Annotated in this window: 19 protein-coding genes; 8 read left to right on the forward strand and 11 right to left on the reverse strand. The window is 68.2% G+C overall.

Annotated elements, in window-relative coordinates:
• Nucleotides 1-71 precede the first annotated feature (71 nt).
• The 3 genes from ubiA to ACVCMB_RS13425 form a co-directional block, all read right to left on the reverse strand.
• Nucleotides 72-965 (reverse strand): 4-hydroxybenzoate octaprenyltransferase, encoded by an 894-nt coding sequence (gene ubiA, locus ACVCMB_RS13415; RefSeq protein WP_447101517.1) that lies wholly within the window; start codon nucleotides 963-965, stop codon nucleotides 72-74.
• Between the two features lie 193 nt (nucleotides 966-1,158).
• Entirely contained in the window at nucleotides 1,159-2,547 is a 1,389-nt protein-coding gene (locus ACVCMB_RS13420) for a M20/M25/M40 family metallo-hydrolase (protein WP_447105372.1), read from the reverse strand.
• Nucleotides 2,548-2,705: 158 nt separating this feature from the next.
• Nucleotides 2,706-5,240 (reverse strand): pre-peptidase C-terminal domain-containing protein, encoded by a 2,535-nt coding sequence (locus ACVCMB_RS13425; RefSeq protein WP_447105373.1) that lies wholly within the window; start codon nucleotides 5,238-5,240, stop codon nucleotides 2,706-2,708.
• A gap of 699 nt (nucleotides 5,241-5,939) precedes the next feature.
• Here ACVCMB_RS13425 and ACVCMB_RS13430 point away from each other — a divergent pair.
• Nucleotides 5,940-7,175 carry a TIGR03862 family flavoprotein gene (locus tag ACVCMB_RS13430; RefSeq protein WP_447110568.1) on the forward strand — a complete coding sequence of 412 codons (1,236 nt, stop codon included), beginning with the start codon at nucleotides 5,940-5,942 and terminating at the stop codon, nucleotides 7,173-7,175.
• A gap of 12 nt (nucleotides 7,176-7,187) precedes the next feature.
• On the opposite strand, the gene ACVCMB_RS13435 is transcribed toward ACVCMB_RS13430, so the two are convergent.
• Together ACVCMB_RS13435 and dbpA are read right to left on the reverse strand one after the other, a co-directional pair.
• Nucleotides 7,188-7,955 carry a glutaminyl-peptide cyclotransferase gene (locus tag ACVCMB_RS13435; RefSeq protein WP_447105374.1) on the reverse strand — a complete coding sequence of 256 codons (768 nt, stop codon included), beginning with the start codon at nucleotides 7,953-7,955 and terminating at the stop codon, nucleotides 7,188-7,190.
• A 16-nt stretch (nucleotides 7,956-7,971) separates the two neighbouring features.
• Nucleotides 7,972-9,351 carry an ATP-dependent RNA helicase DbpA gene (gene dbpA, locus ACVCMB_RS13440; RefSeq protein WP_447105375.1) on the reverse strand — a complete coding sequence of 460 codons (1,380 nt, stop codon included), beginning with the start codon at nucleotides 9,349-9,351 and terminating at the stop codon, nucleotides 7,972-7,974.
• Nucleotides 9,352-9,474: 123 nt separating this feature from the next.
• Here dbpA and folB point away from each other — a divergent pair, with 123 nt between their 5' ends.
• The 4 genes from folB (at nucleotide 9,475) to ACVCMB_RS13460 (ending at nucleotide 12,676) form a co-directional block, all read left to right on the forward strand.
• Nucleotides 9,475-9,834: a dihydroneopterin aldolase gene (gene folB, locus ACVCMB_RS13445; RefSeq protein WP_395121318.1), complete on the forward strand. Its 360-nt coding sequence runs from the start codon at nucleotides 9,475-9,477 to the stop codon at nucleotides 9,832-9,834.
• Nucleotides 9,835-9,981: 147 nt separating this feature from the next.
• Nucleotides 9,982-11,238: a mechanosensitive ion channel family protein gene (locus ACVCMB_RS13450; RefSeq protein ID WP_447099587.1), complete on the forward strand. Its 1,257-nt coding sequence runs from the start codon at nucleotides 9,982-9,984 to the stop codon at nucleotides 11,236-11,238.
• Nucleotides 11,239-11,242: 4 nt separating this feature from the next.
• Nucleotides 11,243-11,731: a 2-amino-4-hydroxy-6-hydroxymethyldihydropteridine diphosphokinase gene (folK, locus tag ACVCMB_RS13455; RefSeq protein ID WP_447101137.1), complete on the forward strand. Its 489-nt coding sequence runs from the start codon at nucleotides 11,243-11,245 to the stop codon at nucleotides 11,729-11,731.
• Nucleotides 11,732-11,815: 84 nt separating this feature from the next.
• Entirely contained in the window at nucleotides 11,816-12,676 is an 861-nt protein-coding gene (locus tag ACVCMB_RS13460; protein ID WP_447105376.1) for a DUF6159 family protein, read from the forward strand.
• Nucleotides 12,677-12,780: 104 nt separating this feature from the next.
• Here ACVCMB_RS13460 and ACVCMB_RS13465 read toward each other — a convergent pair whose 3' ends face one another.
• Together ACVCMB_RS13465 and ACVCMB_RS13470 are read right to left on the reverse strand one after the other, a co-directional pair.
• The gene (locus tag ACVCMB_RS13465; RefSeq protein WP_447105377.1) at nucleotides 12,781-13,527 is read right to left on the reverse strand and encodes a pteridine reductase; all 747 of its coding nucleotides are present in this window, start codon (nucleotides 13,525-13,527) and stop codon (nucleotides 12,781-12,783) included.
• Nucleotides 13,528-13,581: 54 nt separating this feature from the next.
• Nucleotides 13,582-14,265 carry a hypothetical protein gene (locus ACVCMB_RS13470; protein WP_447105378.1) on the reverse strand — a complete coding sequence of 228 codons (684 nt, stop codon included), beginning with the start codon at nucleotides 14,263-14,265 and terminating at the stop codon, nucleotides 13,582-13,584.
• Between the two features lie 171 nt (nucleotides 14,266-14,436).
• Between ACVCMB_RS13470 and ACVCMB_RS13475 the strand changes: the two genes are divergently transcribed.
• Both ACVCMB_RS13475 and ACVCMB_RS13480 read left to right on the forward strand, forming a co-directional pair.
• Nucleotides 14,437-16,614, forward strand: a complete 2,178-nt coding sequence (locus ACVCMB_RS13475) for a TonB-dependent receptor (protein ID WP_447105379.1) — start codon at nucleotides 14,437-14,439, stop codon at nucleotides 16,612-16,614.
• A gap of 113 nt (nucleotides 16,615-16,727) precedes the next feature.
• A complete protein-coding gene (locus ACVCMB_RS13480; protein WP_447105380.1) occupies nucleotides 16,728-17,915 on the forward strand; it encodes a class I SAM-dependent methyltransferase in 1,188 nt (395 codons plus the stop codon).
• 1 nt (nucleotide 17,916) lies between these two features.
• Here ACVCMB_RS13480 and ACVCMB_RS13485 read toward each other — a convergent pair whose 3' ends face one another.
• Nucleotides 17,917-20,142 carry an LTA synthase family protein gene (locus ACVCMB_RS13485; protein ID WP_447105381.1) on the reverse strand — a complete coding sequence of 742 codons (2,226 nt, stop codon included), beginning with the start codon at nucleotides 20,140-20,142 and terminating at the stop codon, nucleotides 17,917-17,919.
• A gap of 59 nt (nucleotides 20,143-20,201) precedes the next feature.
• Entirely contained in the window at nucleotides 20,202-21,437 is a 1,236-nt protein-coding gene (locus ACVCMB_RS13490; protein ID WP_447101134.1) for a multifunctional CCA addition/repair protein, read from the reverse strand.
• A 102-nt stretch (nucleotides 21,438-21,539) separates the two neighbouring features.
• On the opposite strand from ACVCMB_RS13490, the gene ACVCMB_RS13495 reads away from it, so the two are divergent.
• Nucleotides 21,540-22,532, forward strand: coding sequence for a cupin-like domain-containing protein (locus ACVCMB_RS13495; protein ID WP_447105382.1), 993 nt, complete (start codon nucleotides 21,540-21,542; stop codon nucleotides 22,530-22,532).
• A gap of 12 nt (nucleotides 22,533-22,544) precedes the next feature.
• Here ACVCMB_RS13495 and ACVCMB_RS13500 read toward each other — a convergent pair whose 3' ends face one another.
• Together ACVCMB_RS13500 and rho are read right to left on the reverse strand one after the other, a co-directional pair.
• A complete protein-coding gene (locus tag ACVCMB_RS13500) occupies nucleotides 22,545-23,912 on the reverse strand; it encodes a glutamate--cysteine ligase (protein WP_447105383.1) in 1,368 nt (455 codons plus the stop codon).
• Between the two features lie 271 nt (nucleotides 23,913-24,183).
• On the reverse strand, nucleotides 24,184-25,914 hold the full coding sequence (gene rho / locus ACVCMB_RS13505) for a transcription termination factor Rho (RefSeq protein WP_447107177.1): 1,731 nt from the start codon (nucleotides 25,912-25,914) through the stop codon (nucleotides 24,184-24,186).
• Nucleotides 25,915-26,126: the final 212 nt, after the last annotated feature.

Below are 26,126 nucleotides of genomic sequence, written 5' to 3' on the forward strand. Positions count from 1 at the left end.
AGAGGAGTGAGAAGTGAGAGAAAGCATCGTCTCGCCACGCTCACTTCTCACTCCTCTCCACTCACTCCTCGCTATTTCACCGCCAGCGCCAACACGATGCCCACCCACAAGGTCAGGCCCAGCCAGTTGTTGTGGCGAAAGGCGGCCAGGCAGGCGTCGCGCCCGCGCTTGCGGATCAGCCACAGCTGGTAGCCGAACAGGCCGACGACGGCGAGCAGGGCCAGCCAGTACGGCCAGCCCAGGCCGGCACGCTGGCCGACGAACAGCAGGGCCAGCAGCAGGGTACCCATCAGCATGCCGAGGATCGGCACATCGGCATCGCCGAACAGGATCGCGGTGGATTTCACGCCGACCTTGAGGTCGTCGTCGCGGTCGACCATCGCGTACTCGGTGTCGTAGATCACCGACCACAGGATGTTGCCGAGGAACAGCAGCCAGCCCAGCGGCGGCACCGTGTGCGTCACTGCGGCGAACGCCATCGGGATCGACCAGCCGAACGCCGCGCCCAGCACCACCTGCGGCAGGTAGGTCCAGCGCTTGGTGAACGGGTAGATCGCCGCCAGCACGGCACCGGCGAAGGCCAGCTTGATCGTCAGCGCATTGGTGAACAGCACCAGCACGAAGGCGACTGCCAGCAGCACGGCGAACACCACCAGCGCCTCGCGCGGCGTCACCCGCCCGGCGGCGATCGGTCGCCCGGCCGTGCGCGCCACCTGCGGGTCGAGCTTGCGGTCGGCGTAGTCGTTGATCGCGCAGCCGGCCGCGCGCATCGCGAACACGCCCAGGGTGAAGATGATCAGCGGCTTCCACGGCGGGAAATCGCCGGCGGCCAGCCACAGCGCCCACCAGGTCGGCCACAGCAGCAGCAACGCGCCGATCGGCCGATCCATGCGGGTCAGCACCAGGTAGTCGCGTGCCTTTTCGCGGTGGCGTGCCGGCAGTTTCCGCAGCAGCCAGTCGAGCACGCGGGTGGCGCGGGTGGAGCTGTCCGCGGGGCGCGAGACGGCGGGCCTGGCGGCGGTCTTGGTCGCCGCGGGTCGCGCGCGCGGTCGCGCGACCGGCGCGGGTGCGCCGGTCTTGCGGGGCTTGCGTTTGCGCGGAGGCGTGGCCATCGCCCGGAAGTTTAGCGTGCGTCGCGCGGGCGCAGCGCCAAGCCCGTCACTTGGCGGACGGCTCCGGCGCGGGCGAGCGTTCGAAGCTGCCGGCGAAGCCGGGGAACACCACCGGGCTCTCGTAGCCGTCGGCCGAGACGGCCGACACCCCGAAGAACCAGTCGTCGATCACCACGTCGGCCAGCACGGCCTGGTCGACATCGCCGACCGCGCGCACGTACTGCCATTGCGACGCGGTGGTGTCGCGCCAGTGCACGCGGTAGCCGGCGGCACCGGGCACCTTGTGCCAGCTCACCGTGGTGTCGGTGGCCAGCGCGCCGCTGGTTTCGACCTGCGTCGGTGGCGCCGGTGCGCGGCTCAGGCTGGCCATGGTGATCGCGTTGAGCGCGGTGACCCGCGCCAGGTAGCGGAAGTCGATGCCGTCGATGGTGTCGCCGTAGTCGATGCCGCCTTCCTTGCGCAGGTCCTGGTGCTGGCGGGTGTAGTTCTCGTGCGCCTCGCTCACCCGCACGGCCGGATAGCCGGCCTGCAGGAACGGCACCTGGTCGCCGCCGCGGCCGAAGCGGTCGGTGCGGTAGATCATGCGCACGTCGAAGTCGGGCAGGTACTGCTCGGCGAGGCGGTCGATGTAGCGCGCCAGGTTGCGCGAGGGTGAATCCACTTCGCCGCCGTGGTAGCGGCGGTAGTCTGCCTGCGCCTGGCTTTCGTTGGTCTTGGTGCCCTCGGAGAATACGCGCACGGTGGTGTTGTCGATCACGCCATTCTGGCCGTGGCTGTTGCCGACGATGTCGTTGTTGAGCTCGGCCTCGACCTTCCAGCCGTGCGCCACCGCGTAGTCGGCCAGTACCTTGCCGCCGTACAGGCCCTGCTCCTCGCCGGACAGCGCGGCGAACACCAGGGTGGCGCGGTTGTCCTGTTTCGACAGCAGCCGCGCGGCCTCGATCAGCGCGGCCACGCCGGAGGCGTCGTCGTTGGCGCCGGGGGCATCGCTGGTGGTGTTCATCACGTCGGTGACGCGCGAGTCCAGGTGGCCGGTGATCACGATGACGCGATCCGGGTCGGTGCTGCCGCGCTTGATCGCCACCACGTCCATTACCTCGGTCGGCCTGGGCGCGCGCTTGCCGGTGAACATCTGCGAGGGCGTGACGACCTCGATGCAGCCGCCGCAGTCCTTCGAGATCGCCTCGAAGCGCGACTTCACCCAGCGTCGCGCGGCACCGATGCCGCGGGTGTCGGACTTGGTGTCGGACAGGGTGTGGCGGGTGCCGAAGCCGACCAGGCGGGTGATCGTCATGCGCAGTTCGACCTGGCTCGGGGCATCGGCCAGCGCGTGCAACGACGGCTGTTCGCGTGGTACCGCGGGCAGGCTGGTCGCTGCGACAGCGGGTACGCAGGCAAGCGCGAGCAGGGCACACGGCAGGATCAGGCGGCGCATCGGCGGGTTCCTCGGCGGGGAAAACTCCGACCATACAACCTCTGCGCCGATGCGCGCCGCAAAAAAAAGGCCCGTCCGTTGCCGGGCGGGCCCGAAGCGTCATCCGGTGCTTCCGTTGTGCGCTGCGCGTCCCTGCGCGACGGGTTGCCGTTGACCGCTTACGGCGTGTAGCTGCCGGTCAGCGTGACGCCGCTGTAGCTGCGGTAGGCGCGCACCATGATGTAGTAGGTGCCCGGGGTCGGTGCCGACGCAGTGCAGCTCTCGCTGTTGCCCGAAATGTAGGGGCGGCAGTCGTAGCTGCTGGTAGTCGGCGTGGAACCGAGCTTGACGTACAGGTCGGCGTCGCCGGTGCCGCCGGCGATCTTGATGTTGAGGTTGCTGGCCCCGCTCGGCACGACCATCGTGTAGTACACGGCGTTGCCCGTGCTCGCGCTGAGACCGGATACCGGCACGCCGTTCTGCAGCACGTTGCTGCCACCGCCACCGCCGCTGCTGGTGCTCCAGGTCGCCTTGACGCTGACGCCGGAGAACGCGGTGTAGCCGTTCAGCATGACGTAGTAGGTGCCGGCCTGCGGCGAGGCCACGGTGCAGCTCTCGTTGTTGCCGGTGATGTACGGACGGCAGTCGTAGCTGGACAGGGTCGGGGCGGAACCGAACTTCGTGTACAGGTCCGCGTCGCCGGTGCCGCCGGACTCGGAGATCACCAAGTTGCTGGCGCCGGCCGGGATCACCACGGTGTAGAACAGCTGCGCACCCTGGGCGCCGGACTGGCCGGTGAGCGCCACGCCGTTCTGCAACTGGTTGCCGCCACCGCCGCTGGAGCTGACCGTCACCGATTGCGTCTTGGTGTTGGTCGCGCCGTCGTTGTCGGTCACCGTCAGCGACACGCTGTAGGTGCCGGCCGCCGCATAGGTGTGGCCGGGATTGGTCGCGGTGGAGGTGGCGCCGTCGCCGAAGTTCCACGAGCGCGAGGCGATCGAGCCGTCGCTGTCGGTGGAGCTGTCGGTGAAGTTCACGGTCAGGCCGCTGATCGAATCGCTGAAGTTGGCGACCGGCGGCACGTTGGCCGGCGGCGAACTGCCGCCGATGTCGCTGGCCGCGCCGCTGATGATCAGTTCGCCGCGACCGGTGGCCAGGTCATAGCCGGCGCTCGCCGTCTCGCCGCCGTTGTTGCCCGAGGTGATGTCGTGGAAGTCGGACGCGGGCAGCTGGTACAGCAGCGGTGCGGCGAAGCCGACGCCGGAACCCTTGATCGCGATGATCCGCGCCCACGCGCCGGCAAACAGCGGTGCCGACAGGCTGGTGCCGCCGTACTGCTGGGTGGCGCCGCTGACGATGATCTTCGCGCCCGAGTTCGGGTCGGCATCGTAGGCGATGTCCGGCAGGCCGCGCGTGCTGCCCGGGGCCACGCCGTTCTGCCAGCTCGGCTGCGGCTCGAAGGTGCTGGAGCTGCCGCCGCCGCTGGTCCACACGGTGGCGCTGTTCCAGGTGGTGGTCGACGCATTCAGCGTGGTGCCGCCCACCGCCACCACGTATTGCGAGGCGGCCGGCCAGCTCGGCGTGACGCCGCCGTCGCCGCACTCGTCCGCGCCGGAGTCGCCGGTGGAGATCGAGAAGGTCTGCCCCTGCGCCACCGCCTGCTGGAAGATCTGGTCCTGCGCCGCGGCCGAGCCGTCGCCCTGCGCGCTGGTTTCGCATTCACCCAGCGAGACGTTGATGATCTTGGTCGCGTTGGCGTTGACGATGGTGTTGAAGTCCGCCGTCAGGTCGCTGTTGGACAGCGTGGGGATGTTGTAGAAGATCAGGCTGCCGACATGGCCGCCGGCCATGCCGACGATGTCCTGGCTGTCCAGGCTCCACTCGCCCAGGCCGCTGGTGTCGCTGCTGGTGCCGTTGGTGTTGACCGTCTGCGTGGTCACCGTCGGCAGGCCGTTCTGCGAGGTGAACGTGTTGAGGTCGGTAATCGTCTGGGTGATCTTGCCCTGGGTGACGATGCCCACCGGCACGCCGGCCGCCGTGGTCACGCCGCTGCCGCCGTAGATCGAGGCGAACTCGACCGGGTTGTGGCCGGTCACTGCCTGCGTGGTGTAACCCGATTGCATCGGCTTGGCGAAGGTGTGCGCCTGGTGCACGCTCTGCAGGCCGATCACCGACAGCACCACGTCCTGCAGCGAGGCAGGGATGTGCACGTCGTCGTTGTGCATGTACGCCATGCGGCCATCCTTGGTGCGCACCTGGGCAAACGTGGTCTTGAACGCGGCACCGGCGGTATCGGCGCGGCCATCGGCCGACACCAGCATCCGGTTTGGCGAGATCTGCACGTTGGTGAAGCCGGCTGCGCGCAGCCAGGCCGCCACCCTGTTCGCCTGCGTGGCGGTGGGCGAATAGCTGGTGACGAACTGCGGCGTCGTCATCGAGCGCTGCACCATCGACAGCGGCGAGCTCTTGGCGGTGGCGATGAAGCTGTGCAGCTGGGCCGGGTTGCGCAGTTTCAGCGCCACCTCGATGTGCATCGGCTGTGCGCTGGACAGCGCGCCGCTGACCACGTCGCCCTGACGCAGCACGGTGGCGTGCTGGTTCAGCGCGACGAAAGTGGTGCCGCTGGTGATGCTGGCTGGCGTGGCGCCCAGCGCACCGGCTGCCGCGAAACTGATCGCGGCGGCCAGCAACTTGAGACGATGATGACTTGGCATGGTGACTCCCGAAGTTTTTTGAGGCAAAGCGCTGCCCTGAGACTGCCCGCGCCTCATTGGTTGATTTGCCGCGCGTGCACGGCATCCGTGATTTTTTGAAGCGGACCGACGATCCCGTACCCGCTTCGGTCGGCCCTCCCCTGGTGAGTCCTTGAGGGCCAGCTGCGGGCATGTCGCATGCCATTGACTGCAGGCCATGCGTCATTGCATGGCTGCTTGACAGGATCATTCGCCAAACTCCCCGTTGGCGAACCGCACGACGGTATGGCGCTGCGATTAATCCGGTCAATAGGACTTTTTCCGGCTCGCAGTGATTTTCGTCACAACGGTTCGAGCGTCATCGGGCGGTCCCGGATGGCGTAATTATTTGCGGTATGTTGCGCTGCGTCCGCTTGCTCGGTAGCCCGGCTGAAACGGCGCCATGAAAGGCATGGGCGGCAGCGCTGGTGATGAAGGATTCCATCAGGCAAGGTCTCCCTTCCTGGATTATTCAGCGATTTCACGTGGCCCGCGAACATAATCGCATTGTCGAATGAAATTGCGTTTTCCGCAGCGCCGCGCGGCGAAAGAACTTGCCGAATGGAGTGTTGCCGGGAAGTGCGCCCTGCGCCCCCGAACAGCATGCCGCGGTCAGTTTCGATTCAGACTGCACCGACGCGCCGGCATGCGTCGTTTGGTGACGCGTGCGACCATGGCCGGATGTCTATCCCCGCAACGCCCCGACTCGCCGTCATCGGCGGTGGCCCCGCCGGCCTGATGGCGGCGGAGACCGCGCGCGCCGCGGGCGTCGAGGTGGACCTGTACGACGCGATGGGCTCGGTCGGGCGCAAGTTTCTCCTGGCCGGCAAGGGCGGCCTCAACCTCACCCACGGCGAGGCGCCGGATCGGTTCGTGGCCCGCTATGGCGCGCGCCAGGCGGAGGTCGGCCGCTGGCTGGCCGCGTTCGATGCGCCGGCATTGCGCGCGTGGGCGGCCGAGCTTGGCGTGGCGACCTTCGTCGGCAGTTCCGGTCGCGTGTTTCCGCAGGATCTGAAGGCGGCGCCGCTGCTGCGTCGCTGGGTTCGCCGCGTGCGCGACGCGGGCGTGGGTTTCCACATGCATCATCGCTGGCTCGACTGGCAGGCGGATGGCGCGCTGCGTTTCGCCACGCCGCAAGGTGAGCGGATGATCCACGCCGGCGCGACGATCCTCGCGCTCGGCGGCGCCAGCTGGCCGCAACTGGGCTCCGACGGCGGCTGGGTGGCGCCGCTGCAACGCGCCGGCATCGACATCGCGCCGCTGCAGAGCGCGAACTGCGGTTTCGAGCTCGACTGGAGCGACCACCTGCGCAGTCGCTTCGCCGGCGCTCCGCTGAAACCGGTGGTGGCGCACTGGGTGGACCGCGACGGCACGGCCCGTTCGCGTCAGGGCGAATTCGTGCTCAGCGAATACGGCATCGAGGGCAGCCTGGTCTACGCGATCGGCGCCGAGCTGCGCGAGCAGATCGCCGCGCGCGGCGAGGCCGGCTTGATGCTGGACCTGGTGCCGGGCTACGCGCAGGCGGTGCTGGCCGAACGCCTCGCCGCACCGCGCGGCAAGCACAGCATCGGCGACTGGTTGCGCCGCCGCGCCGGGCTGGACGCGGCGAAGTGCGCGCTGGTGTTCGAGCTTGCCGACAAGGCCACGCTGGCCGATCCGCTCGCGCTGGCCGCGCAGCTGAAGGCCTTGCCGTTGCGGTTGCGCGGGCCGCGGCCGATCGCCGAGGCGATCAGCACCGCCGGCGGCGTGCGGCTTGAAGCGCTCGATGCCGGCCTGATGCTGCGCGCCCGTCCGGGCACGTTCTGCGCCGGCGAAATGCTGGACTGGGAGGCACCCACCGGCAGCTATCTGCTCACCGCCTGCTTCGCCGGCGGCCTGCTCGCCGGCCGCGCTGCCGCGCGCTGGCTGGGCCGCTGAGATCCCGCCGGCTCAACGTGCGGGCTGTTTCACCAGCTCGATCTCGAACAGCTTCGGCCAGTGCTTGCCGGTGACGAACAGGCGCTTGCCGCGTGCGTCCCAGGCGATGCCGTTGAGTACGTCGTTCATCGGCACCGGCAAGCTGTTCACGTCGAACAGGCCGGTCAGGTCGATCCAGCCGACGACATGGCCGCTGGCCGGATCGATGCGCGCGATGCGGTTGGTCAGCCAGATGTTGGCGTAGATCTCGCCGTCCACCCATTCCAGCTCATTGAGGTTGGTCACCGGCGCGCCGTCGGCGGTGACGGTGATGCTGCCCACGCGGGCCAGCGTGGCCGGGTCGAGGATGCGCAGCACCGACGACCCGTCGCTCATGTAGATGCGGCGCTCGTCGCGGGTCAGCGCCCAGCCTTCGCCGGGATAGCTGAAGCTGCGGCGCAGCTTGAAGTCGTCCAGGCCGTAGACGAAACCGGTCCCGGCCTGCCAGGTAAGCTGGATCAGCTCGCCGTTCCACGCGACGATGCCTTCGCCGAAATACTGCGCGGGCAAGTCCAGTCGCTGCAGCACCTTGCCGGTTTCCAGCTGCACCTTGCGCACGCTTGAGGCACCTTTCTCGCCGGTGCTCTCGTACAGAAAGCCGTCCTGGTAGAACAGCCCCTCGGTGTAGGCCGAGGTGTCGTGCGGATAGGCACGCACCACGCGGTAGCCATAGGTCGGGATCGCCGCACCGCAGGCGGTAGTGGCAAGCAGCAGGGCAAGCAGGGTGAGCAGGCGTCGCATGCGGGCCTCCGTGGGGTCAGTTCAGCGCGCGCACGCGGAAGTTGCGGCCCTTGATCTTGCCGGCGCGCAGGCGCTCCAGCGCCTTGTTGGCCAGCGCGCGGCTGATCGCCACGTAGGCGCGGGTGGCGAACACGTCGATCTTGCCGATGTCCCCGGCGATGAGGCCCGCGTCGCCGGTGAGCGCGCCCAGGATGTCGCCGGGGCGCAGCTTGTCCTGGCGGCCGGCGTCGATCACCAGGGTCTTCATCGGCGCCAGGTGCAGGGCCTTGCCGCGTGGCGGCGCGATCTTCAGCGGGCGCCACGGCAGCGGCGTCCCGTTCAGCGCCTCGATGTTCGCCGCCTTCGGCCGCTCGCGCGGCGTGCACAAGGTGATCGCCAGGCCCGATTCGCCCGCGCGGCCGGTGCGACCGATGCGATGGGTATGGGTTTCCGGGTCGTGCGCGACGTCGTAGCTGACCACCAGCGGCAGCGCCACGATGTCCAGCCCGCGCGCGGCCACGTCGGTGGCCACCAGCACGGCGCAGCTGTGGTTGGCGAAGCGCACCAGCACCTCGTCGCGGTCGCGCTGTTCCATGTCGCCGTGCAGGGCCAGCGCGGAGTAGCCGCGGCGGTCGAGTTCCTGCGCCACCGCGTCGACGTCGCGGCGCATGTTGCAGAACACCAGTGCCTGCCCGCCCCGCTCGCCCGCCAGCAACTGCGCCAGCGCATCGGGCTTCTGCGCCGGCTCCACTTCGTGGAAGCGCTGCTCGATCGCGGGCCTCGCGTCGGCTGGCGCATCCACCGTCACTTCAACCGGATCGTTCTGCACGCGCTGGCTCACCGCGCGGATCTCGTCCGGGTACGTGGCCGAAAACAGCAGGGTCTGATGGTGCTTCGCGATGCGCGAGATGATGTCGTCGATCGCCTCGGCAAAACCCATGTCGAGCATGCGGTCGGCCTCGTCCAGCACCAGCACCTTGATGCCGCCGCCGTGCAGGCTCTGCCGCTTCAGGTGTTCCTGCACGCGGCCAGGCGTGCCCACCACGATGTGCGGGTCGTGCGTCAGCGAGGCGAGTTGCGGACCCAGCGGCATGCCGCCGCACAGGGTCAGCAGCTTCACGTTGGGGATGTTCGCGGCCAGCTTGCGGATCGCCTTGCTGACCTGGTCGGCCAGTTCGCGGGTGGGGCAGAGCACCAGCGCCTGCAGCCGGATCGTGTCCACGTCCAGTGCCTGCAGCAGGCTCAAGCCGAATGCCGCCGTCTTGCCGCTGCCGGTCTGCGCCTGCGCGATCACGTCGCGACCTTCGAGCATCGGCGGCAGGCTCTGCGCCTGCACCGGGGTCATGTCGGTGTAGCCAAGCGCGTCGACGCTGGCGAGCAGGGCGGGTTTGAGCGGGAGGGTGCTGAAGGCGGTCATGGGCGCATGATCGCATCTTGGGCGGGGGGTTCGCTGGGCGTGTGCCGTGGGGCACGCCGCCCGGGCTTGCATCCGCAAGCCGCGTACCCGACCCTGTACGGCCCCGCCACAGCAGTCACCGCCATGGATACCGTGTTCATCGAAGACCTGCGCATCGACGCCGTCATCGGCATCTACGACTGGGAGCGCCGCGTGCGGCAGACGCTGTCGTTCGACATCGAGATGGCTTTCGACAACACGGTGCCCGCGGCCAGCGACGACATTGCGCTGACGCTCAACTACAAGGACGTGTCCAAGCGGCTGATCGGTTACGTCGGCGCATCGAGCTTCGGCCTGGTCGAGACGCTGGCCGAGCGCTGCGCGGCGATCATTCGCGAGGAGTTCGGCGTGCGTTGGGTGCGCCTGAAACTGTCCAAGCCCGGTGCGGTGCGCGGCGCGAAGGCGGTGGGTGTGTGCATCGAGCGCGGCACGCGGTCGCCATAGCGCCTGCGTCGAAAGGCCCGCCGGGGTTGTTGCGGTGCCGCCTGGCCGCCATGCTTGTCAGGATTGGCCACGTGCCTTCCGCGGTCCATGCCGCCCCGTCCTGCCCGCTGACCATGGCGCGGGCTCCGAGCCGACAGGAACGAATTGATGCAGACCTTGCAGAACTTTCTCGACCTTCCCTGGATGCGCACCGCGCTGGGCGTCATCGCGCTGCTGGCGCTGGCCTGGCTTGCCGGTCAACTGGCGCAGCGACTGCTGCTGCGCGTGGTGCGCGGCATCGCCCGGCGCACGACATGGAAATGGGATGACGCCCTGTTCCGGCGCCACACCTTCCAGTGGCTGGCGCGGATGGTGCCGGCACTGGCGATCCAGTACGGCATCATGCTGGTGCCGGGCGTATCGCCTCGTATCGAGGTGCTGGTCGGCAACCTGATGACGGCGTTGCTGGTGTTCTTCGTGGTGATGGCGATCAGTGCCGCGCTGTCGGCGCTGGAGGATCTCTACCGGGAGACCCCGCGCGGGCAGCAGCGATCGATCAAGGGCCTGGTGCAACTGGTGAAGCTCGGCCTGTTCGTCGTCGCCGGATTGATCATCATCGCCGCGGTCACCGGCAAGCACATTGGCCTGCTGCTGTCCGGGCTGGGCGCGATGTCGGCGGTGCTGATGCTGATCTTCAAGGACACCATCCTGGGCTTCGTGGCCGGCGTGCAGTTGTCGTCGAACGACATGCTGCGGGTCGGCGACTGGATCGAGATGCCGCAGCTCAATGCCGATGGCGACGTGATCGACATCGCGCTGCACACGGTCAAGGTGCGCAACTGGGACAAGACCATCACCAGCATCCCCAGCTGGCGCCTGATCAGCGACTCGTACAAGAACTGGCGCGGCATGCAGGAGACGGGCGGGCGGCGGATCAAGCGTGCGCTGTATATCGATGCGGCCAGCGTGCGCTTTCTCGACGCGGACACGCTGGGGCGGCTGGCCGAGTTGCGCCTGCTGGCCGACTACCTGCCCTCCAGGCAGCAGGAAGTGGCGCGGTGGAACGCAGCACTCGGCGAGGCCGGCGAAGTGGCCGGCAATCGTCGCCGGCTCACCAATCTGGGCACCTTCCGCGCCTATGCGCAGGCCTACCTCGACACTCATCCGGAAATCCACCACGGGCTGTTCTGCCTGGTGCGCCAGCTCGCCAGCGGCCCGCAGGGCATTCCGCTGGAGCTGTATTGCTTCACCGCCAGCGTGGCCTGGGCGGACTACGAGAACACCCAGAGCGATATCTTCGACCACCTGTTTGCGCTCCTGCCCGAGTTCGGCCTGGCGCTGTACCAGCAGCCGTCGGGGCAGGACGTGCGCGCCGCGCTGGCGTACCGGCAGGAACAGTCGCTACGCCTGGCGGCGGGTGGTTGAGACGATGGCGCGTGTCTACCTGAGTCTGGGGTCCAACCTCGAACCGCGGAAACATCTCGTCGCGGCCATCGACGCCTTGCGCGAACGCTTCGGCGAAATCACGGTGTCGCCGGCGTACCGCAGCGCGTCGGTGGGTTTCGATGGTGCCGAGTTCGTGAACCTCGCGGTGGCGCTGGATACCGACCTGACCCCGCAGGCGCTGAACGACTGGCTGCACGCGCTGGAAGATCGCCACGGTCGGCGCCGCGACGTGCCGCGTTATTCGGACCGCACGCTGGACATCGACATCGTGTTCTACGACGCGCTGGTCATCGACGGCCCCGGCCATCTGCAGATTCCGCGCAACGAGTTGCGGCACGCCTTCGTGCTGCGTCCGATCGCCGATATCGCACCGGATTTTCGCCACCCGGTCAGCGGCTTGAGCATGGCCGAGTTGTGGGCGGCGTTTCCGCGACAGCGCGAACCCTTGCAGGTGGAATCGCTGGCGGATTGAACAGGTACACTGCCGGCGGAGTGCCGGAAGGTATCGCCGGCGCAGGGCGAGCACCCATCGGGTCCACGAATGAGGGGAGCAATCATGGCCGGAAAATTCGCGCGCAGCTGGGCGTTGATGAAGGCGAGCGCGGCGGTGCTGCGCTCGGACAAGTCGCTGCTGGTATTCCCGCTGCTGTCGGGGTTGTGCACGCTGCTGGTGGCGGCCAGTTTCCTGGTGCCGGTCGCGGTCATGGCGATCGGCGGCGAGCATGCGGGGCAGGAGATCCAGGAGCGCCTGTCGGTGGGTGCCTACCTGCTGATGTTCGCGTTCTACCTGGTGCAGTACTTCGTGATCATCTTCTTCCAGACCGCGCTGACCGGCGTGGCGCTGATGCACCTGCGCGGCGAGCCGACCAGCGTGGGAGCGGGCTTCGCGCTGGCGCGCGCCAGGTTGCCGCAGATCCTCGGCTATGCCTTGATCGCCGCCACCGTCGGCCTGCTCCTGCGCATGGTGCAGGAGCGCCTGGGCCTGATCGGCCGCTTCGTGGTCGGCCTGATCGGCCTGGCCTGGACCGTGGCCACCTTCCTGGTGGTGCCGGTGCTGGCGAGCAGGGACGTCGGCCCGATCGACGCGGTCAAGCACAGCGTGGAACTGCTCAAGCGCAGCTGGGGCGAGAACCTGATCGGCCAAGGCGGCATCGGCGTGGTGTTCGGCCTGCTGATGTTGGTGGCGGTGCTGGTCGGCGCGCTGCTGGTCGGCGGCGCCATCGCCATGCATTCGATCGTGGCGGTGGTGGCGGCAGTGGTGATTGTGGTGCTCGGCTTCATCCTGCTCGGGCTGATCCAGTCCGCGCTGCAGGGCATCTACGCGGCCGCGCTCTATCGCTATGCCGAGGCGGGCGAGGCCAGCGCGGGCTTCGACCAGGCCCTGTTGCAGCAGGCCTTCGCGCCGAAGAAGAAATGACGCTGCCGATTCACTCCGCCGGCACCCCGCAGGAGCCCGCTCGCGGGCGATGCTTTTGATCGGGATTCGGGATTCCAGGGTCGGAAAAGTATCGCCCGCGGTTCCTACACCGACAGCGTGCGCCCGCCGTCCACCCGGATGATCTGGCCGGTGATGAACGGCGCGTCGCGCAGCAGCCACAGCACGGTGCCGGCCACGTCGTCGGGCGTGCCGGCGCGCTGCAGGGGCGTGCGCGCGAGCATCGCCTGCTGGTCGGCGTAGGGCTTGCCGTCGCTGGGCCACATCACCGCGCCGGGGGCCACGCCGTTGACCCGCACCGCGGGCGCGAGGTCGAGCGCCAGCGAGCGGGTCATTGCCGCCAGTGCAGCCTTGGCCATGCAGTACAGCGGGTGGTCGGCGAGCGGGCGTTCGGCATAGATGTCGACCAGGTTGACGATGCTGCCGTGCGCGTCGCGCAGCGCCGGCAGCGCGGCCTGGCTCAGGAAGAACGGCGCCTGCGCATTGGAGGCGAACAGCGTGTTCCACTGCGCCGGCGTGACGCTGCCCATCGGCGTCGGAAAGAACGCGGAGGCGTTGTTGACCAGCGCGTCGAGTCGGCCGTAATGCGCCACGACGCTCTCGACGGGTGCCGGAAGCGCGGCCAGGTCGGCGAGGTCGGCCTGCACCAGCAGCACGCTGTCGGCGCGTGATGTCCGCAGCTCGTCGGCCAGCGCGTGTGCCTCGTCCGCCGAATGGCGATAGTGCAGCGCCAGGTCGTAGCCGGCCGTGTGCAGGGTGCGCGCGATCACCGCGCCGACGCGGCGCGCGGCGCCGGTGATCAGCGCGACGGGGCGATCAGGGCGTGGCGTCATCGCGGGCATCCGGCAGCAGGTTGGGGACCAGCTTGCCGCAAAGCGGCGCGGGCGTCATCCGCGCGGCGCTTTGCGCGACAGCGTGGCGGCATCGTTGCGCGGGTCTTCATCGTCGCGCGCATCCCCGTCGAGCTGCTCCATCACGATGTCGCATTCGAACAGCGCGATCGCGGTACCGGCCACCTGCCGGGTGTCGTAGTACGCGTAGGCGCCCACGCCGAGCGCGCCGATCGCCGGCAGCCAGCGCGAGGCGCCCTTGCCCAGCGTGCGCCGGGTCAGCTTGATGCCGATCTGCCGGGCGATGCGCTCGATCACGCCGTGCGACATGCGCCGGAACACCAGTCGATCGCCCATGCGCACCACCAGGTCGCGGAATGCCTGCGCCGCGGTGTGGCGGAACAGGCACCACAGCATCTGTTCGCGCCCCAGCGTGGCGTGGCGACCGTAGGCGGCGGCGATGTCGCTGACCATCTGCGCCTGGATCTTCCAGATCGCGATCAGTTCCGGCAGCAGGGTCAGCCAGCCCAGCGGCCCCGGCGGCAAGGCCAGCGAGCCGGCGGTGACTGCGGCGCGTCGGGCGGCGCGGTCGGCCAGCCGGCGGGCCTCGGCGGCTGGCTGCGGACTGTTGCCGACGGCGCTGTCGGGCACCTCGCTGACGAAATCCAGGATCGCGCCGGTGATCCGGCCGTGGGCGGTCGGCACGACGACGGCGGGTACCTGCTTGCCGGGTTGGGTCATGCGTGGCTCCGATGGCGGACGCCGGACGCGCCCCGCGCCTTCGCAGTCTAGAGGTCGCGCGTGAAGCGCGGGCCAACCGTGCTGTGACCGGCGTGACTTTCGGCCCGGGCGCCTCTTCTGCAGATACAGGAATGTTATAACATTACAAAAACTCCCCATCTCCGGTCTTCGATGAAAGCCTCCCCGATTGCCCTGGCCCTCGCCGCCGCCCTGCTGGCGAGCGGTATCCACGCCGCCGAGCCCACCCCGACCAGCACCGGCGCGCCGGTTACCGACGACGCCACCGTGGCCGCCGAAGGCAGCGGCGGCCAGCCCCCGCTGCCGGTGCGGGAACTGGGTGAAGTGTCGGTTTCCGCCGCGCTGGACCAGGCGCGCAACGCGCTGTCGCCGGATACCGGCTCCAGCCAGTACGTGATCGACCACAAGGCCATCGTGCAACTGCCGCTGGGCGCGTCCACGCCGATGAACCAGGTGCTGCTGCAGGCGCCGGGCGTGGTGCAGGATTCCTACGGCGGCCTGCACGTGCGCGGCGACCATGCGAACCTGCAGTACCGTATCAACGGCGTGATCATCCCCGAGTCGATCGGCGGCTTCGGCCAGAGCCTCGACGCGCACATGATCGACACCGTGACGCTGCTCGATGGCGCGCTGCCGGCGCAGTACGGACTGCGCACTGCGGCGGTGGTCGATATCACCACCCGCAACGGCCACGACCTGGGCAACGGCGGCAGCGTCGGCATCACCGGCGGCAGCAACGCCACGCTGAACCCGAACGCGTCGGTGTGGGGCAGCAAGGATCGCTGGAGCTGGTTCTTCACCGGCAACTACCTGGAGAGCGACGCCGGGATCGAGAACCCCACGTCGAGCAGGAAGCCGATCCACGACCACACCAATCAAGTGAAGGGCTTCGGCGACCTCAGCTATCTGATCGACAACGACACCCGCCTGAGCTTGCTGTTCGGCGTCGCCAACAACCGCTACCAGATTCCGAACAACCCCGGGCAGATACCGGCCTTCGGCTATCTCGACACGGTCGATTTCAATTCCGCCGACCTCGACCAGCGCCAGCGCGAGACCACCCGTTTCGGCGTGCTGGCACTGCAGGGCAAGCTGGGCGCGACCGACTACCAGCTGTCGCTGGGCCAGCGTTACAGCCGCCTCGCCTACACGCCGGACCGGATCGGCGAGCTGATGTTCAACGGCGTCGCCTCCAATGTCACCCGCAGCAACCGCGCCAGCACCTTGCAGGCGGATTTCTCCACGCCGCTGGGTGGGCGCCATACCCTGCGCTACGGCATCTGGGGCAGCTTCGAGCGTGCCGTCAGCGGCAACGACGCGTGGGTGTTCCCGGCCGATGCCGATGGCGAACAGGCCGGCACCACGCCGATCAACATCCTCGACGGCAGTCGCCTCGTCGCGAAAACCTGGTCGGCCTACGTGCAGGACGAATGGAGCCTCGCCGAGAACTGGACGCTGAACGTCGGCCTGCGCGGCGACCGCTACCAACTGGTGCGCAGCGAGAGCCAGCTGAGCCCGCGCCTGGGCCTGGTCTGGCAGGCCAGCGACGGCACCACCGTGCACGCCGGCTACTCGCGCTACTTCACCCCGCCGGCGACCGAGATGATCGCGAGCTTCAACATCGCGAAGTTCGACGGCACCACCAACGCGGTGGCGGACAGCGGCAACAACACGCCGCTGGCCGAGCGTTCGGACTATTTCGACGTGGGCGTCCAGCAACGCCTCGGCGATGCCTGGACGCTGGGCGTGGATGCGTATTACCGCAAGGTGCGGCGCCTGCAGGACGAGGGCCAGTTCGGCGCCGCGCTGGTCTACTCCACCTTCAACTACGCCGAAGGACGGGTGAAGGGCGTGGAGTTCACCGCCAACTACGAACAGGGGCCGCTGTCGGCATACTTCAATGCGTCGCTCGGCAAGGCCGTCGGCAAGCGCATCATCACCAGCCAGTACAACTTCGCGCCCGACGACCTCGCCTACGTCAATAACCACTGGATCTTCTTGGACCACGACCAGAAACTCACCTCGTCCGGCGGCGTCAGCTACGCGCTGGATGACGCCACCCGCCTCGGTGCCAACTACCTGTACGGCAGCGGCCTGCGCAAGGACGGCGCGGTGCCGAACGGCGCCTCGTTGCCGGCATACTTCCAGCTCAACCTCAACGTCGCGCATGATTTCGTGATCGACGACTTCGGCCCGTTGCACGTGCAGCTGGCGCTGATCAACGCGCTGGATCGCACCTACGAGCTGCGCGACGGCAGCGGCATCGGTGTCGGCGCACCGCAGTTCGGCCCGCGCCGCGGCGTGTACCTGAGCCTGCAGAAGGATTTCTGAGGGGCGGGGAACAGGGAATCGGGAACAGGGAATCGGAACGGCAAAAGCGGAGGCGGGCTGGCGGTTGCAGACCATCCGTTATGCTTGCCGCGTTTTCATCACCGGCAAGACCGATGCCTTCCCGCCTCCCCGAACCCGGCGCCGACGAACGCGCTCATTCCGACCGCCTGATGCAATTGCTGCGCGAGCAGATCGCCTCGCACGGGCCGATGCCGTTCTCGCAGTACATGGAGCGTTGCCTGTATGCGCCGGGGCTGGGCTATTACAGCGCCGGTCGCACCAAGTTCGGCGCGGCGGGAGACTTCGTCACGGCGCCGGAACTGGGCGAGCTGTTCGCACGTTGCGTGGTGAATGCGTTGCAGCCGGTGCTGGCGATGCTGGGCGGGGAGGCCGACTTCCTCGAACTCGGTGGCGGCAGCGGTGCGTTCGCCGAGGCGGCGTTGAAGACGCTGGCAGCGGGCGACACCTTGCCGCGGCGATACTTGATCCTGGAACCCAGCGCCGACCTGCGCGAGCGCCAGCGCGAACGCCTGCAGGCGAACCTGCCGGCTGAACTCAACGCGCGCGTGGCATGGCTGGATCGCCCGCCCGAGCAGGACTGGCGCGGCGTGCTGTTCGCCAACGAGGTGATCGACGCGCTGCCGGCCACCCGTTTCGCGATGCGCGATGGCGAGGTGTTCGAGGAATACGTGGCGCTGGACGGGGAGGGGCGATTGATGCGCGTCGATCGTCCGGCCGATGCGCTGGTCGCCGGCGCGGTGCGGCACGTCGAACGCGACCTCGGCGCCGAGTTCGCCGACGGCTACCGCTCCGAACTGCTGCCGCAGTTGCCGTACTGGATACAGGCCGTGGCCGGGGCGCTGGTCGCCGGCGTGATGCTGTTCGTCGATTACGGCTACGTGCGCCGCGAGTACTACCTGGCCGAGCGCGACGACGGCACCTTGATGGCGCACTACCGCCACCACGCGCACAACGATCCGCTGTACCTGCCCGGCTTGAACGACCTCACCGCATCGGTGGATTTCACCGCGCTGGCCGAGGCCGGCAACAATGCCGGTTTCGGCGTGGCCGCGTACATGCCGCAGGCGCAATTCCTGATTGGCGCGGGCTTGCAGCAGGTGTTCGAGCAGCTGCAGCCGGCGGACGAACGCGGCCGCCTCCAGCTGGCGCAGCAGGTGAAGAAGCTGATGCTGCCCGAACAGATGGGCGAGCGCTTCCAGGCGATGCTGCTCGCGCGCGGCATGGAGGCGCTGCCGCTGCCGGCCGAGCTGCTGGCCGCCGACCAGGGCGGCCGGCTGTGAGCTAGCCCGCGACGGGTCCGGCGGTCGGCGGCGCAACGGCCGCCGACGTGGCCGGTGCCGGTGCCGATGCAGCTGGCGCGGGAACGGACGCGGCCGGCGCCGGCAATGGCTCCACCTTCGTCGAATCCTCCGGCCGCCGCCGCATCGCGCCGCTGGCGAACTGCTCGCTGGCCACCTGGTAATACGCCACTGCGTCGTCGATCAGCGATTGCCGCAGTGGCTGCACCGGCGTGGCGTCGCCGGTGGCGTAGTCGGGCTTGAGCTGCTCCAGCCGGCGCCGCGGCTCCAGGATGGTGAGCACGTCGTCTTGCAGGTAGCCGAGCTTTTCGTAGGTGCCGGGGAAGGCGTGTTCGCGTTCCGGCGGCAGCGCGAACAGGTCGTGGCCGAAGAAGCGCGTGCGATAGCTGAAATTGAGCATGCCCAGCAGCGTCGGCGGGATATCCAGCTGGCCCATCAGCCGGTGCACGCGTTCGGGCTTGAAGTGCGCCGGCGCGTAGATCCACAGCGGGATGTGGTAGCGGTTGATCGGCAGGCTGGTCTTGCCCGCGCTGGAGGCGCAGTGGTCGGCGGTGATCACGAACACGGTGTTGTCGAAGTACGGCTTCGCCCGCGCGCGCCTGATGAAGTCGCCGATCGCCCAGTCGGTGTACGCCACCGCGCCGGCGCGCGATTGGTTGGGAAACTTCACCCGGTTGTCGGGGAAGGTGTACGGCCGGTGGTTGGAGGTGGTCATCACGTGCAGGAAGAACGGCTTGCCCTCGGCGTGGATCTGGTCCATCTGGCCCAGCGCCAGGGTGTACAGATCCTCGTCTGCCACGCCCCACACGTTCTGGCCGTGGATGGTGGCGCCCTTGGGGATGTCGCGCCGGTCCACGTCGCGATAGCCGTTGTGGCCGAAGAAGTAGTTCATGTTGTCGAACTGGCCGTAACCGCCGTAGACGAAGTCCGACTGGTAGCCGCGGTCATTGAAGATGCCCGCCAGCGAGAACAGGTCCTCGTTGTCGTGCTCGCGGATCAGCGAGTCGCCCGGTGTCGGCGGCACCGACAAGGCCAGTGCCTCCAGCCCGCGCACCGTGCGCGTGCCGTTGGCGTAGAGGTTGTCGAAGAACACGCTGTGATCGACCAGCGAATCGAGATACGGGGTGAGCTGCTGCTGGTTGCCGAACGTGGCCAGGTAGTCGCCGGACAGGCTCTCCACGCTGATCAGCACCACGTTGAGATGCTTCTCCGGGCCGACGTGGCGGATTGCGCGGGTGAGATCGCGCGGGTCGTCGCTGATGAAGGTGGCGTCCGGCGTCTGCAGCAGTTCGCGCAGTCGCGCATAGGCCTGGTCGTCGGGCAGGGTGCGGTAGAACTTGGCGTAGTCCAGGTGCGAGGAGCGGAACGCGGCGAAGAACTGGTAGATGCCGTTGCCGGCCAGCTCGTCGACATAGGTGTTGCCAGTGCGATCCTTCATGCCGCCGTTGACGGCGAACACCGAGACCACCGTCAGCACCAGCCACAGCAGCACCAGCTTGCCGCGCTGCCACAGCCGGCTGCCGCTGTCGCGCGCGCGCAGGCCGCGGCGGCCGATGAAGAAAATCACCAGCGCCAGCACCACCAGCAGCGCCAGCCAGCGCCAGATCGGGTAGGACTCCCGGATGTTGCCGATCACCTCGGTGGTGTAGACCAGATAATCCACCGCGATGAAGTTGAAGCGCACGCTGAATTCGTTCCAGAACACCAGTTCGGATGCAGCGATGAACAACAGGGCGTAGACCAGCAGCAGCCCGAAGCCGTACACCACCCACTGGCCGGCGCGCGAGGTGTAGGTGAACCCCGCCAGCGGCAGCACGAACAGGAACGGCAGGATCGCCGGCCAGGTCACCTTGAGGCTGGCGTGGTAGATCAGGTGCAAGGCGCCGACGCACAGCACGCCGGCCAGCGTCACCCCCACCGCGTACAACACCCAGCGCAGCAGCGGCGGCGTGCGGCCCGAGCGGGTCGGCACCAGCCACAGCAGCAGCACCATCGGCCAGGCCAGGTAGATGAAGGTCACCAGGTCGTAGCCCAGCCCCACGCCGAACGCGTAAAGCAGGTTCAGCGGGGTATGCGGCACGTTGCTGCCGGACATCACCAGCAGCGCCACGCGGGTGACGAAGCTGATCGCCAGGTAGGTGATGCCCAACCACCACAGCGGTCGGAAGCGCTGGCGCAGCGGCGAGGGCGCGGTGAACAGGTCGGACACGGACGACTCCAGCGGGTTGGCCGATCCCCCGATCGGCAATCCGCTCTTTATACCGCGGATCAGCTTTTCGGATGCTTTGTCTTCACCGCGGCGATCGCGTCGATGCGTGCCGCCGCCATCGCCTGGCCGATCGCCGGGCCGGTCAGGCCGGCGGCGACGAAGCCGGCCGCGTCGATCGCCGCGGCGGCATCGCGGCAGGCGCGCAGGTAGTCGGCCTGCGGATACGCATCCAGCGCATGTCCCGTGCGACCGCGCTTGTCCGCCATGCAGGCAGCCAGGAACTTGTCCAGCCGTGTCGGGCGCCGCAGGGCGTCGAGCGCGGTCAGCAACTTCAACACCGTCGCGGGCTTCAGCTCGAACGCCCGGTGGGCATTCAGGTGCTCGCGGCAAACCAGCTCGGCCAGCGCGGCATGTTCGGTGGGTACCTTCAGTCGTGCGGCCAGCGCGCGCAGCGGCTTCACGCCGTGCTGCTCGTGGCCGATGTGGCGCGGCAGTTCGTGCGCCGGGGTCAGCGCCTTGCCGAGGTCATGGGTCAGCGCGCAGAAGGCGACCAGGTCGTCGCCCGGCGCCAGTTGTGCCGACTGGTCCAGCACCAGTTCCAGGTGAACGCCGCTGTCGATCTCCGGGTGGAACTCGGCGCGCTGCGGCACGCCGTACAGCGCGTCGACCTCGGGAAACAGCACCGCCAGTGCGCCGCACTCGCGCAGCACGCGCAGGAACGCCGAGGGCTGCGCCTCGCCCAGTGCCTTGCGCGTCTCCGCCCAGACCCGCTCCGGCACCAGGTGATCGATCTCGCCATCGCGCACCATCTGCTGCATCAGCGTCATCGTCTCCGGCGCCACCGTGAAACCCAGCGGGGCGAAGCGCGCCGCGAAGCGTGCCGTGCGCAACACGCGCACCGGATCTTCGGCGAAGGCCGGCGACACATGCCGCAGCACCCGTACGGCGATGTCGCGCACGCCGCCGAACGGATCGGTCAGCACGCCTTGCGCATCCTCGGCGATCGCGTTGATGGTCAGGTCGCGCCGCGCCAGATCCTGCTCCAGCGTCACGTTCGCGTCGGCCTGGAACACGAAACCGTGATAGCCGCGCCCGCTCTTGCGCTCGGTGCGCGCCAGCGCGTACTCCTCGCCCGTCTCCGGGTGCAGGAACACCGGAAAATCCCTGCCCACCGGTCGATAGCCGCGCGCCAGCAGGTCCTCGGGCAGCGCGCCGACCACCACGTAGTCGCGGTCACCCGCCGCCCGCCCCAGCAACTTGTCGCGCACCGCGCCGCCGACCAGATAGGTTTGCATGCGGGCATGATGCCATGCGGGAAGCGTTACGCCGTGCGTTGACCGTCGCAGACGAGGGGTGGAACATGCGCTCGGCGACATGGTACGGACCGTGAGTCCTTCTTGTCCGCGCTTGACCGCGCCGCCGCCATGAATGGCCGCAACAAGGGGGGCATCATGCTGGGCAGCTTCATTTCCTCCCGTCATTACGCCGAACTGCTCGCCCGAGGTCGTCAAGCCGGGCCGCGCATGCTCGAGCTCGATCCCGCGCAACTGGCACGGCACTACAATCGGCAGCCGTTTGTGTTCGCCCATGCCTTGGCCGGCAACGAATACTTCGCGCTGCCTCGCCTGTTCGACCTGTGCCGGCGCATGGATTCCCGGAAGATCCGCTACCGGATCGGCGAGATTCCCGACGACGCACACTTCGACAGTTCGTTCGATCGGTACAAGGCGGGCCTGAGTCTCGAAGACGCGATCGATCGATTCGAAGAAGAGCGTGCCTACGTCGTCATCTACAACCCCGAGCTGGACCCGGAATACCGGGTGGTCATCGAAGGCGTGCTGGCCGAAATCGCCGCGGACATCGCGTCCCTCGATCCGGAAATGACCTGGTATTCGACCTACATCTTCATTTCCACGCGCGACGCCGTCACGCCCTATCACATGGACCGGGAGATGAACTTCCTGTGCCAGATCCGCGGTACCAAGCGCGTGCAGCTGTGGAATCCGGCCGACGAGGAGGTGATGACCGACGCGCAGAAGGATCTGCTGCTCGCTCACGTCGGCGAGCGGCCACCGTTCCGGGATGCGCTCAAGAGCAAAGCGAGCACGTTCGACCTCGGCCCGGGCATGGGCGTGCATCATCCGTTCATCGCCCCGCACCGCGTGTACACCGGACGGGACCTGTCGGTGTCCTTGGCCGTCACCTACCGCACGCGTCGTTCGGACGTCCGCACGGCTGCCCACGTCTTCAATGCGAAACTGCGTCGACTTGGCTGGCGACCTCTGCCGGTCGGCCGCTCCCGCGCGCTCGATCGCTGCAAGGCAGCGGGCTTGCGTCTGTTCCGGCGTGGACGCGGCCTGATCCGGGGCAGGGGCGACGGACGGGCGTGAACGCCGCGGCGCTCAGTACGCGAACTCGCGGAACACCGGGTCCACGCTGCCGCCCCACGCGCCGTGGAACAGTTCAAGTTTGCGCTCGGCCGGGGTCTGGTTGGTGGCGACGATCTCGAGCAGCGGTTCGAGGAAGATGCTTTCGTCGGCACCGTTCTTGTTGAGGCAGGCGCGGCGCTTGAGCCCGTGAGCGGCGATCTTCAGCGCCTCCTCGGCGAGGTCACGCACCGTGCCGCCACGGAACGGCAGTTTCAGCGCGTGCTTCGGCACGCCGTCGCGCAGGGCGTGGCGCTCGGCGGTGCTGAAATCCTTGACCAGGTCCCAGGCTGCGTCCAGCGCCTGCTGGTCGTACAGCAGGCCGACCCAGAACGCGGGCAGGGCGCACAACCGGTTCCACGGGCCGCCGTCGGCGCCGCGCATCTCCAGGTACTGCTTCAGGCGCACCTCGGGGAAAGCGGTGGTGAGGTGGTCGGCGAAGTCCTTCATGGTGGCGCGCACGCCCGGCAGCGGGGGCAGTTCGCCGGCCATGAACTTCCTGAAGTCCTGCCCCGCCAAGTCGAGGTACTGGCCGTTCTGCAGGCTGAAGTACATCGGCACGCCGAGGATGTAGTCGACGTAGCGCTCGTAGCCGAAGCCGTCGGCGAAGACGAAGTCGAGCATGCCGGTGCGATCCGCATCGGTATCGGTCCAGATGTGCGAGCGATACGACAGATAGCCGTTTGGACGTCCCTCGGTGAACGGCGAGTCGGCGAACAGCGCGGTGGCGATCGGCTGCAGCGCGAGGCTGGTGCGGAATTTCTTCACCATGTCCGCTTCGGACGAGAAGTCCAGGTTCACCTGCACGGTGCAGGTGCGCGTCATCATGTCCAGGCCGAGCGAGCCGACCTTGGGCATGTACTCGCGCATGATCTTGTAGCGGCCCTTGGGCATCCACGGCATCTCGTCGCGGCGCCACTTCGGCTGGAAGCCCATGCCGAGGAAACCCACGCCCATGCTCTCGGCGACCGAGCGCACGTCCTTCAGGTGCGAGTTCACCTCGGCGCAGGTCTGGTGGATGGTCTCCAGCATGGCGCCGGACAATTCCAGTTGCCCGGCCGGCTCCAGCGTGATGGAGGCACCGTTGCGCGACAGCGCCACCGGGTTCTCGCCTTCGCGGGCGACGTCCCAGCCATAGCGGGAGGCCAGGGTCTCCAGCAACACCTTGATGCCGCGCTCGCCCTCGAAGGTGGGCGGACGCAGCGTGTCGGTGAGGAAACCGAACTTCTCGTGCTCGGTGCCGATGCGCCAGGCCTCGCGTGGCTTCTCGCCAGCCGCCAGGTAATCGGCGAGCTGCTGGCGCCCCGCGATCGGGGTGCTCTTGACGGCGCTGGGTATGGACACGGGGGAAGCCTCGCTGGGAGTGCGCACCATGTTGGGGCTGCGGCGCGGGCACAAAAGGGGGTGACGGAAAATAATTGTACGCGACGGTACAGATGGATTCTGCGCGCGTGCCCGGAAACCGCGGCCTCGTGCGGAAGTGGTGCGGGCCGGAAACAAAAGGGCCGGCATGAAGCCGGCCCTTTGCGATGCTCTGGTTGTTCCCGGCGCCGGGGGAATGCGATTCCTGCCTTCGCAGGAATGACGGCGGGAGTCTTCCTTGGATCCGGACGTTTTACCGTTTCATCGAGTTGAAGAACTCGTCGTTGGACTTGGTGTTCTTCATCTTGTCGAGCATGAACTCCATCGCGGCCAGCTCGTCCATCGGGTGCAGCAGCTTGCGCAGGATCCAGATCTTGGCCAGCAGGTCCGGGTCGATCAGCAGGTCCTCGCGGCGGGTGCCGGAGCGGTTGATGTCGATGGCCGGGTAGACGCGCTTCTCGGAGATGCGCCGGCTCAGGTGCACTTCCATGTTGCCGGTGCCCTTGAACTCCTCGTAGATCACCTCGTCCATCTTGGAGCCGGTTTCGATCAGCGCGGTGGCGATGATGGTCAGCGAGCCGCCTTCCTCGACGTTGCGCGCGGCGCCGAAGAAGCGCTTCGGGCGCTGCAGCGCGTTGGCGTCCACGCCGCCGGTGAGCACCTTGCCGGAGCTGGGCACCACGGTGTTGTAGGCGCGGGCGAGGCGGGTGATCGAGTCGAGCAGGATCACCACATCCTTCTTGTGCTCGACCAGGCGCTTGGCGCGCTCGATCACCATCTCGGCGACCTGCACGTGGCGCACGGCCGGCTCGTCGAAGGTGGAGCTGATGACTTCGGCGCGCACGGTGCGGGCGATCTCGGTGACTTCCTCCGGCCGTTCGTCGACCAGCAGGATCATCACGTGCGCTTCGGGATGGTTGTAGGTGATCGCCTGGGCGACGTTCTGCAACATCATCGTCTTGCCGGACTTGGGCTGCGACACGATCAGGCCGCGCTGGCCCTTGCCGATCGGCGCGATCAGGTCGAGGATGCGGCCGGTGATGTCCTCGCTCGACCCGTTGCCGCGCTCCAGCTTGAACGCCTTGCGCGGGAACAGCGGGGTGAGGTTCTCGAACAACATCTTGTTCTTCGATGCTTCCGGCGGGTCGCCGTTGATCGTCTCCACCCGCAGCATGGCGAAGTAGCGCTCGCCTTCCTTCGGATGCCGCACGCGGCCGGTGATGTAGTCGCCGGTGCGCAGGTTGAAGCGGCGGATCTGGCTGGGGCTGACGTAGATGTCGTCGGGGCCGGCCAGGTAGGACTCGTCGGCGGAACGCATGAAGCCGAAGCCGTCCTGCAGGATTTCCAGCACGCCCTCGGCCCAGATGCCGCCGCCGGAGCGGGCGTGCGCCTTGAGCACGTTGAAGATCACGTCCTGCTTGCGCGCGCGGGCAATGCCTTCGTGCAGGCCCAGCGATTCGGCGAACTCCAGCAGCTGCGGCGCCTTCATGCGCTTGAGCTCGGTGAGGTTGATCAGGCGGGTGTCGCTGCCCGGATCGGCGTTGTCGTCGTCCATCGGCAGGCCGTTCGGGTTCGGGCGCGGGTGGCGCTCGCCCTGCGGTCGCTGCTGGTTGTTGCGCTCGCCGCGCTCGTTGCGGCGGCGCCGGCCGCGACCGTCGCGACCTTCACGGGGGCCGTTCTGGCCCTGGTTGGAACCTTGGCCCTGGTTCTGGTTCTGGCCCTGGTTCTGGTTGGCATGGGGGTTGGCGGCGCCGGATTCCGTGTTCGCCGGGGCGTTGTTGCCCGTTGCGGCCCCGGCTTCCGTGGCGGCCGGGGCCGGTGCCGGAGTTGGAGCCGGTGCGGCGGGCGCAGGCTGTTCGCTGGCGGGCGCCTTGTCGGCTGCGCCTGCCTTGGCGCTGGTGCCGCCGTCGTCGGTGGTCGCGGCGGATTTCGCGGCGACCCGGCGCGGCGCGCGGGCGCGGGGCTCGGGCTTGCCTTCGGTCACGGTGCTGGCATCGGCGCCCCGGGTTTCGGGCGGAGTCTGGTTATCGGTATCGGACACGGGCAATCCTCGCGGGGCGCCGTTGAGTTGCAGGAGGGAGGGTGTGCGTCGCGCGGAGGCGCAAGGGGACAGGACTGTCCCGACGGACGCAGATCAATCTAGCACCCGTCGTGGGGCGGCGTAAAGCGCCGCAGGCCTGCCGGACCATGCCGGAC

The organism is Rhodanobacter sp. UC4443_H10 (genome assembly GCF_052978325.1).

Bases quoted from the DNA above. Each gene is read 5' to 3' on its own strand.
- ACVCMB_RS13420 (WP_447105372.1), bottom strand. From the start codon at position 2,547: ATGCGCCGCCTGATCCTGCCGTGTGCCCTGCTCGCGCTTGCCTGCGTA.
- ACVCMB_RS13425 (WP_447105373.1), bottom strand. From the start codon at position 5,240: ATGCCAAGTCATCATCGTCTCAAGTTGCTGGCCGCCGCGATCAGTTTC.
- ACVCMB_RS13430 (WP_447110568.1), top strand. From the start codon at position 5,940: ATGTCTATCCCCGCAACGCCCCGACTCGCCGTCATCGGCGGTGGCCCC.
- ACVCMB_RS13435 (WP_447105374.1), bottom strand. From the start codon at position 7,955: ATGCGACGCCTGCTCACCCTGCTTGCCCTGCTGCTTGCCACTACCGCC.
- dbpA (WP_447105375.1), bottom strand. From the start codon at position 9,351: ATGACCGCCTTCAGCACCCTCCCGCTCAAACCCGCCCTGCTCGCCAGC.
- folB (WP_395121318.1), top strand. From the start codon at position 9,475: ATGGATACCGTGTTCATCGAAGACCTGCGCATCGACGCCGTCATCGGC.
- ACVCMB_RS13450 (WP_447099587.1), top strand. From the start codon at position 9,982: ATGCAGACCTTGCAGAACTTTCTCGACCTTCCCTGGATGCGCACCGCG.
- folK (WP_447101137.1), top strand. From the start codon at position 11,243: ATGGCGCGTGTCTACCTGAGTCTGGGGTCCAACCTCGAACCGCGGAAA.
- ACVCMB_RS13460 (WP_447105376.1), top strand. From the start codon at position 11,816: ATGGCCGGAAAATTCGCGCGCAGCTGGGCGTTGATGAAGGCGAGCGCG.
- ACVCMB_RS13465 (WP_447105377.1), bottom strand. From the start codon at position 13,527: ATGACGCCACGCCCTGATCGCCCCGTCGCGCTGATCACCGGCGCCGCG.
- ACVCMB_RS13470 (WP_447105378.1), bottom strand. From the start codon at position 14,265: ATGACCCAACCCGGCAAGCAGGTACCCGCCGTCGTCGTGCCGACCGCC.
- ACVCMB_RS13475 (WP_447105379.1), top strand. From the start codon at position 14,437: ATGAAAGCCTCCCCGATTGCCCTGGCCCTCGCCGCCGCCCTGCTGGCG.
- ACVCMB_RS13480 (WP_447105380.1), top strand. From the start codon at position 16,728: ATGCCTTCCCGCCTCCCCGAACCCGGCGCCGACGAACGCGCTCATTCC.
- ACVCMB_RS13490 (WP_447101134.1), bottom strand. From the start codon at position 21,437: ATGCAAACCTATCTGGTCGGCGGCGCGGTGCGCGACAAGTTGCTGGGG.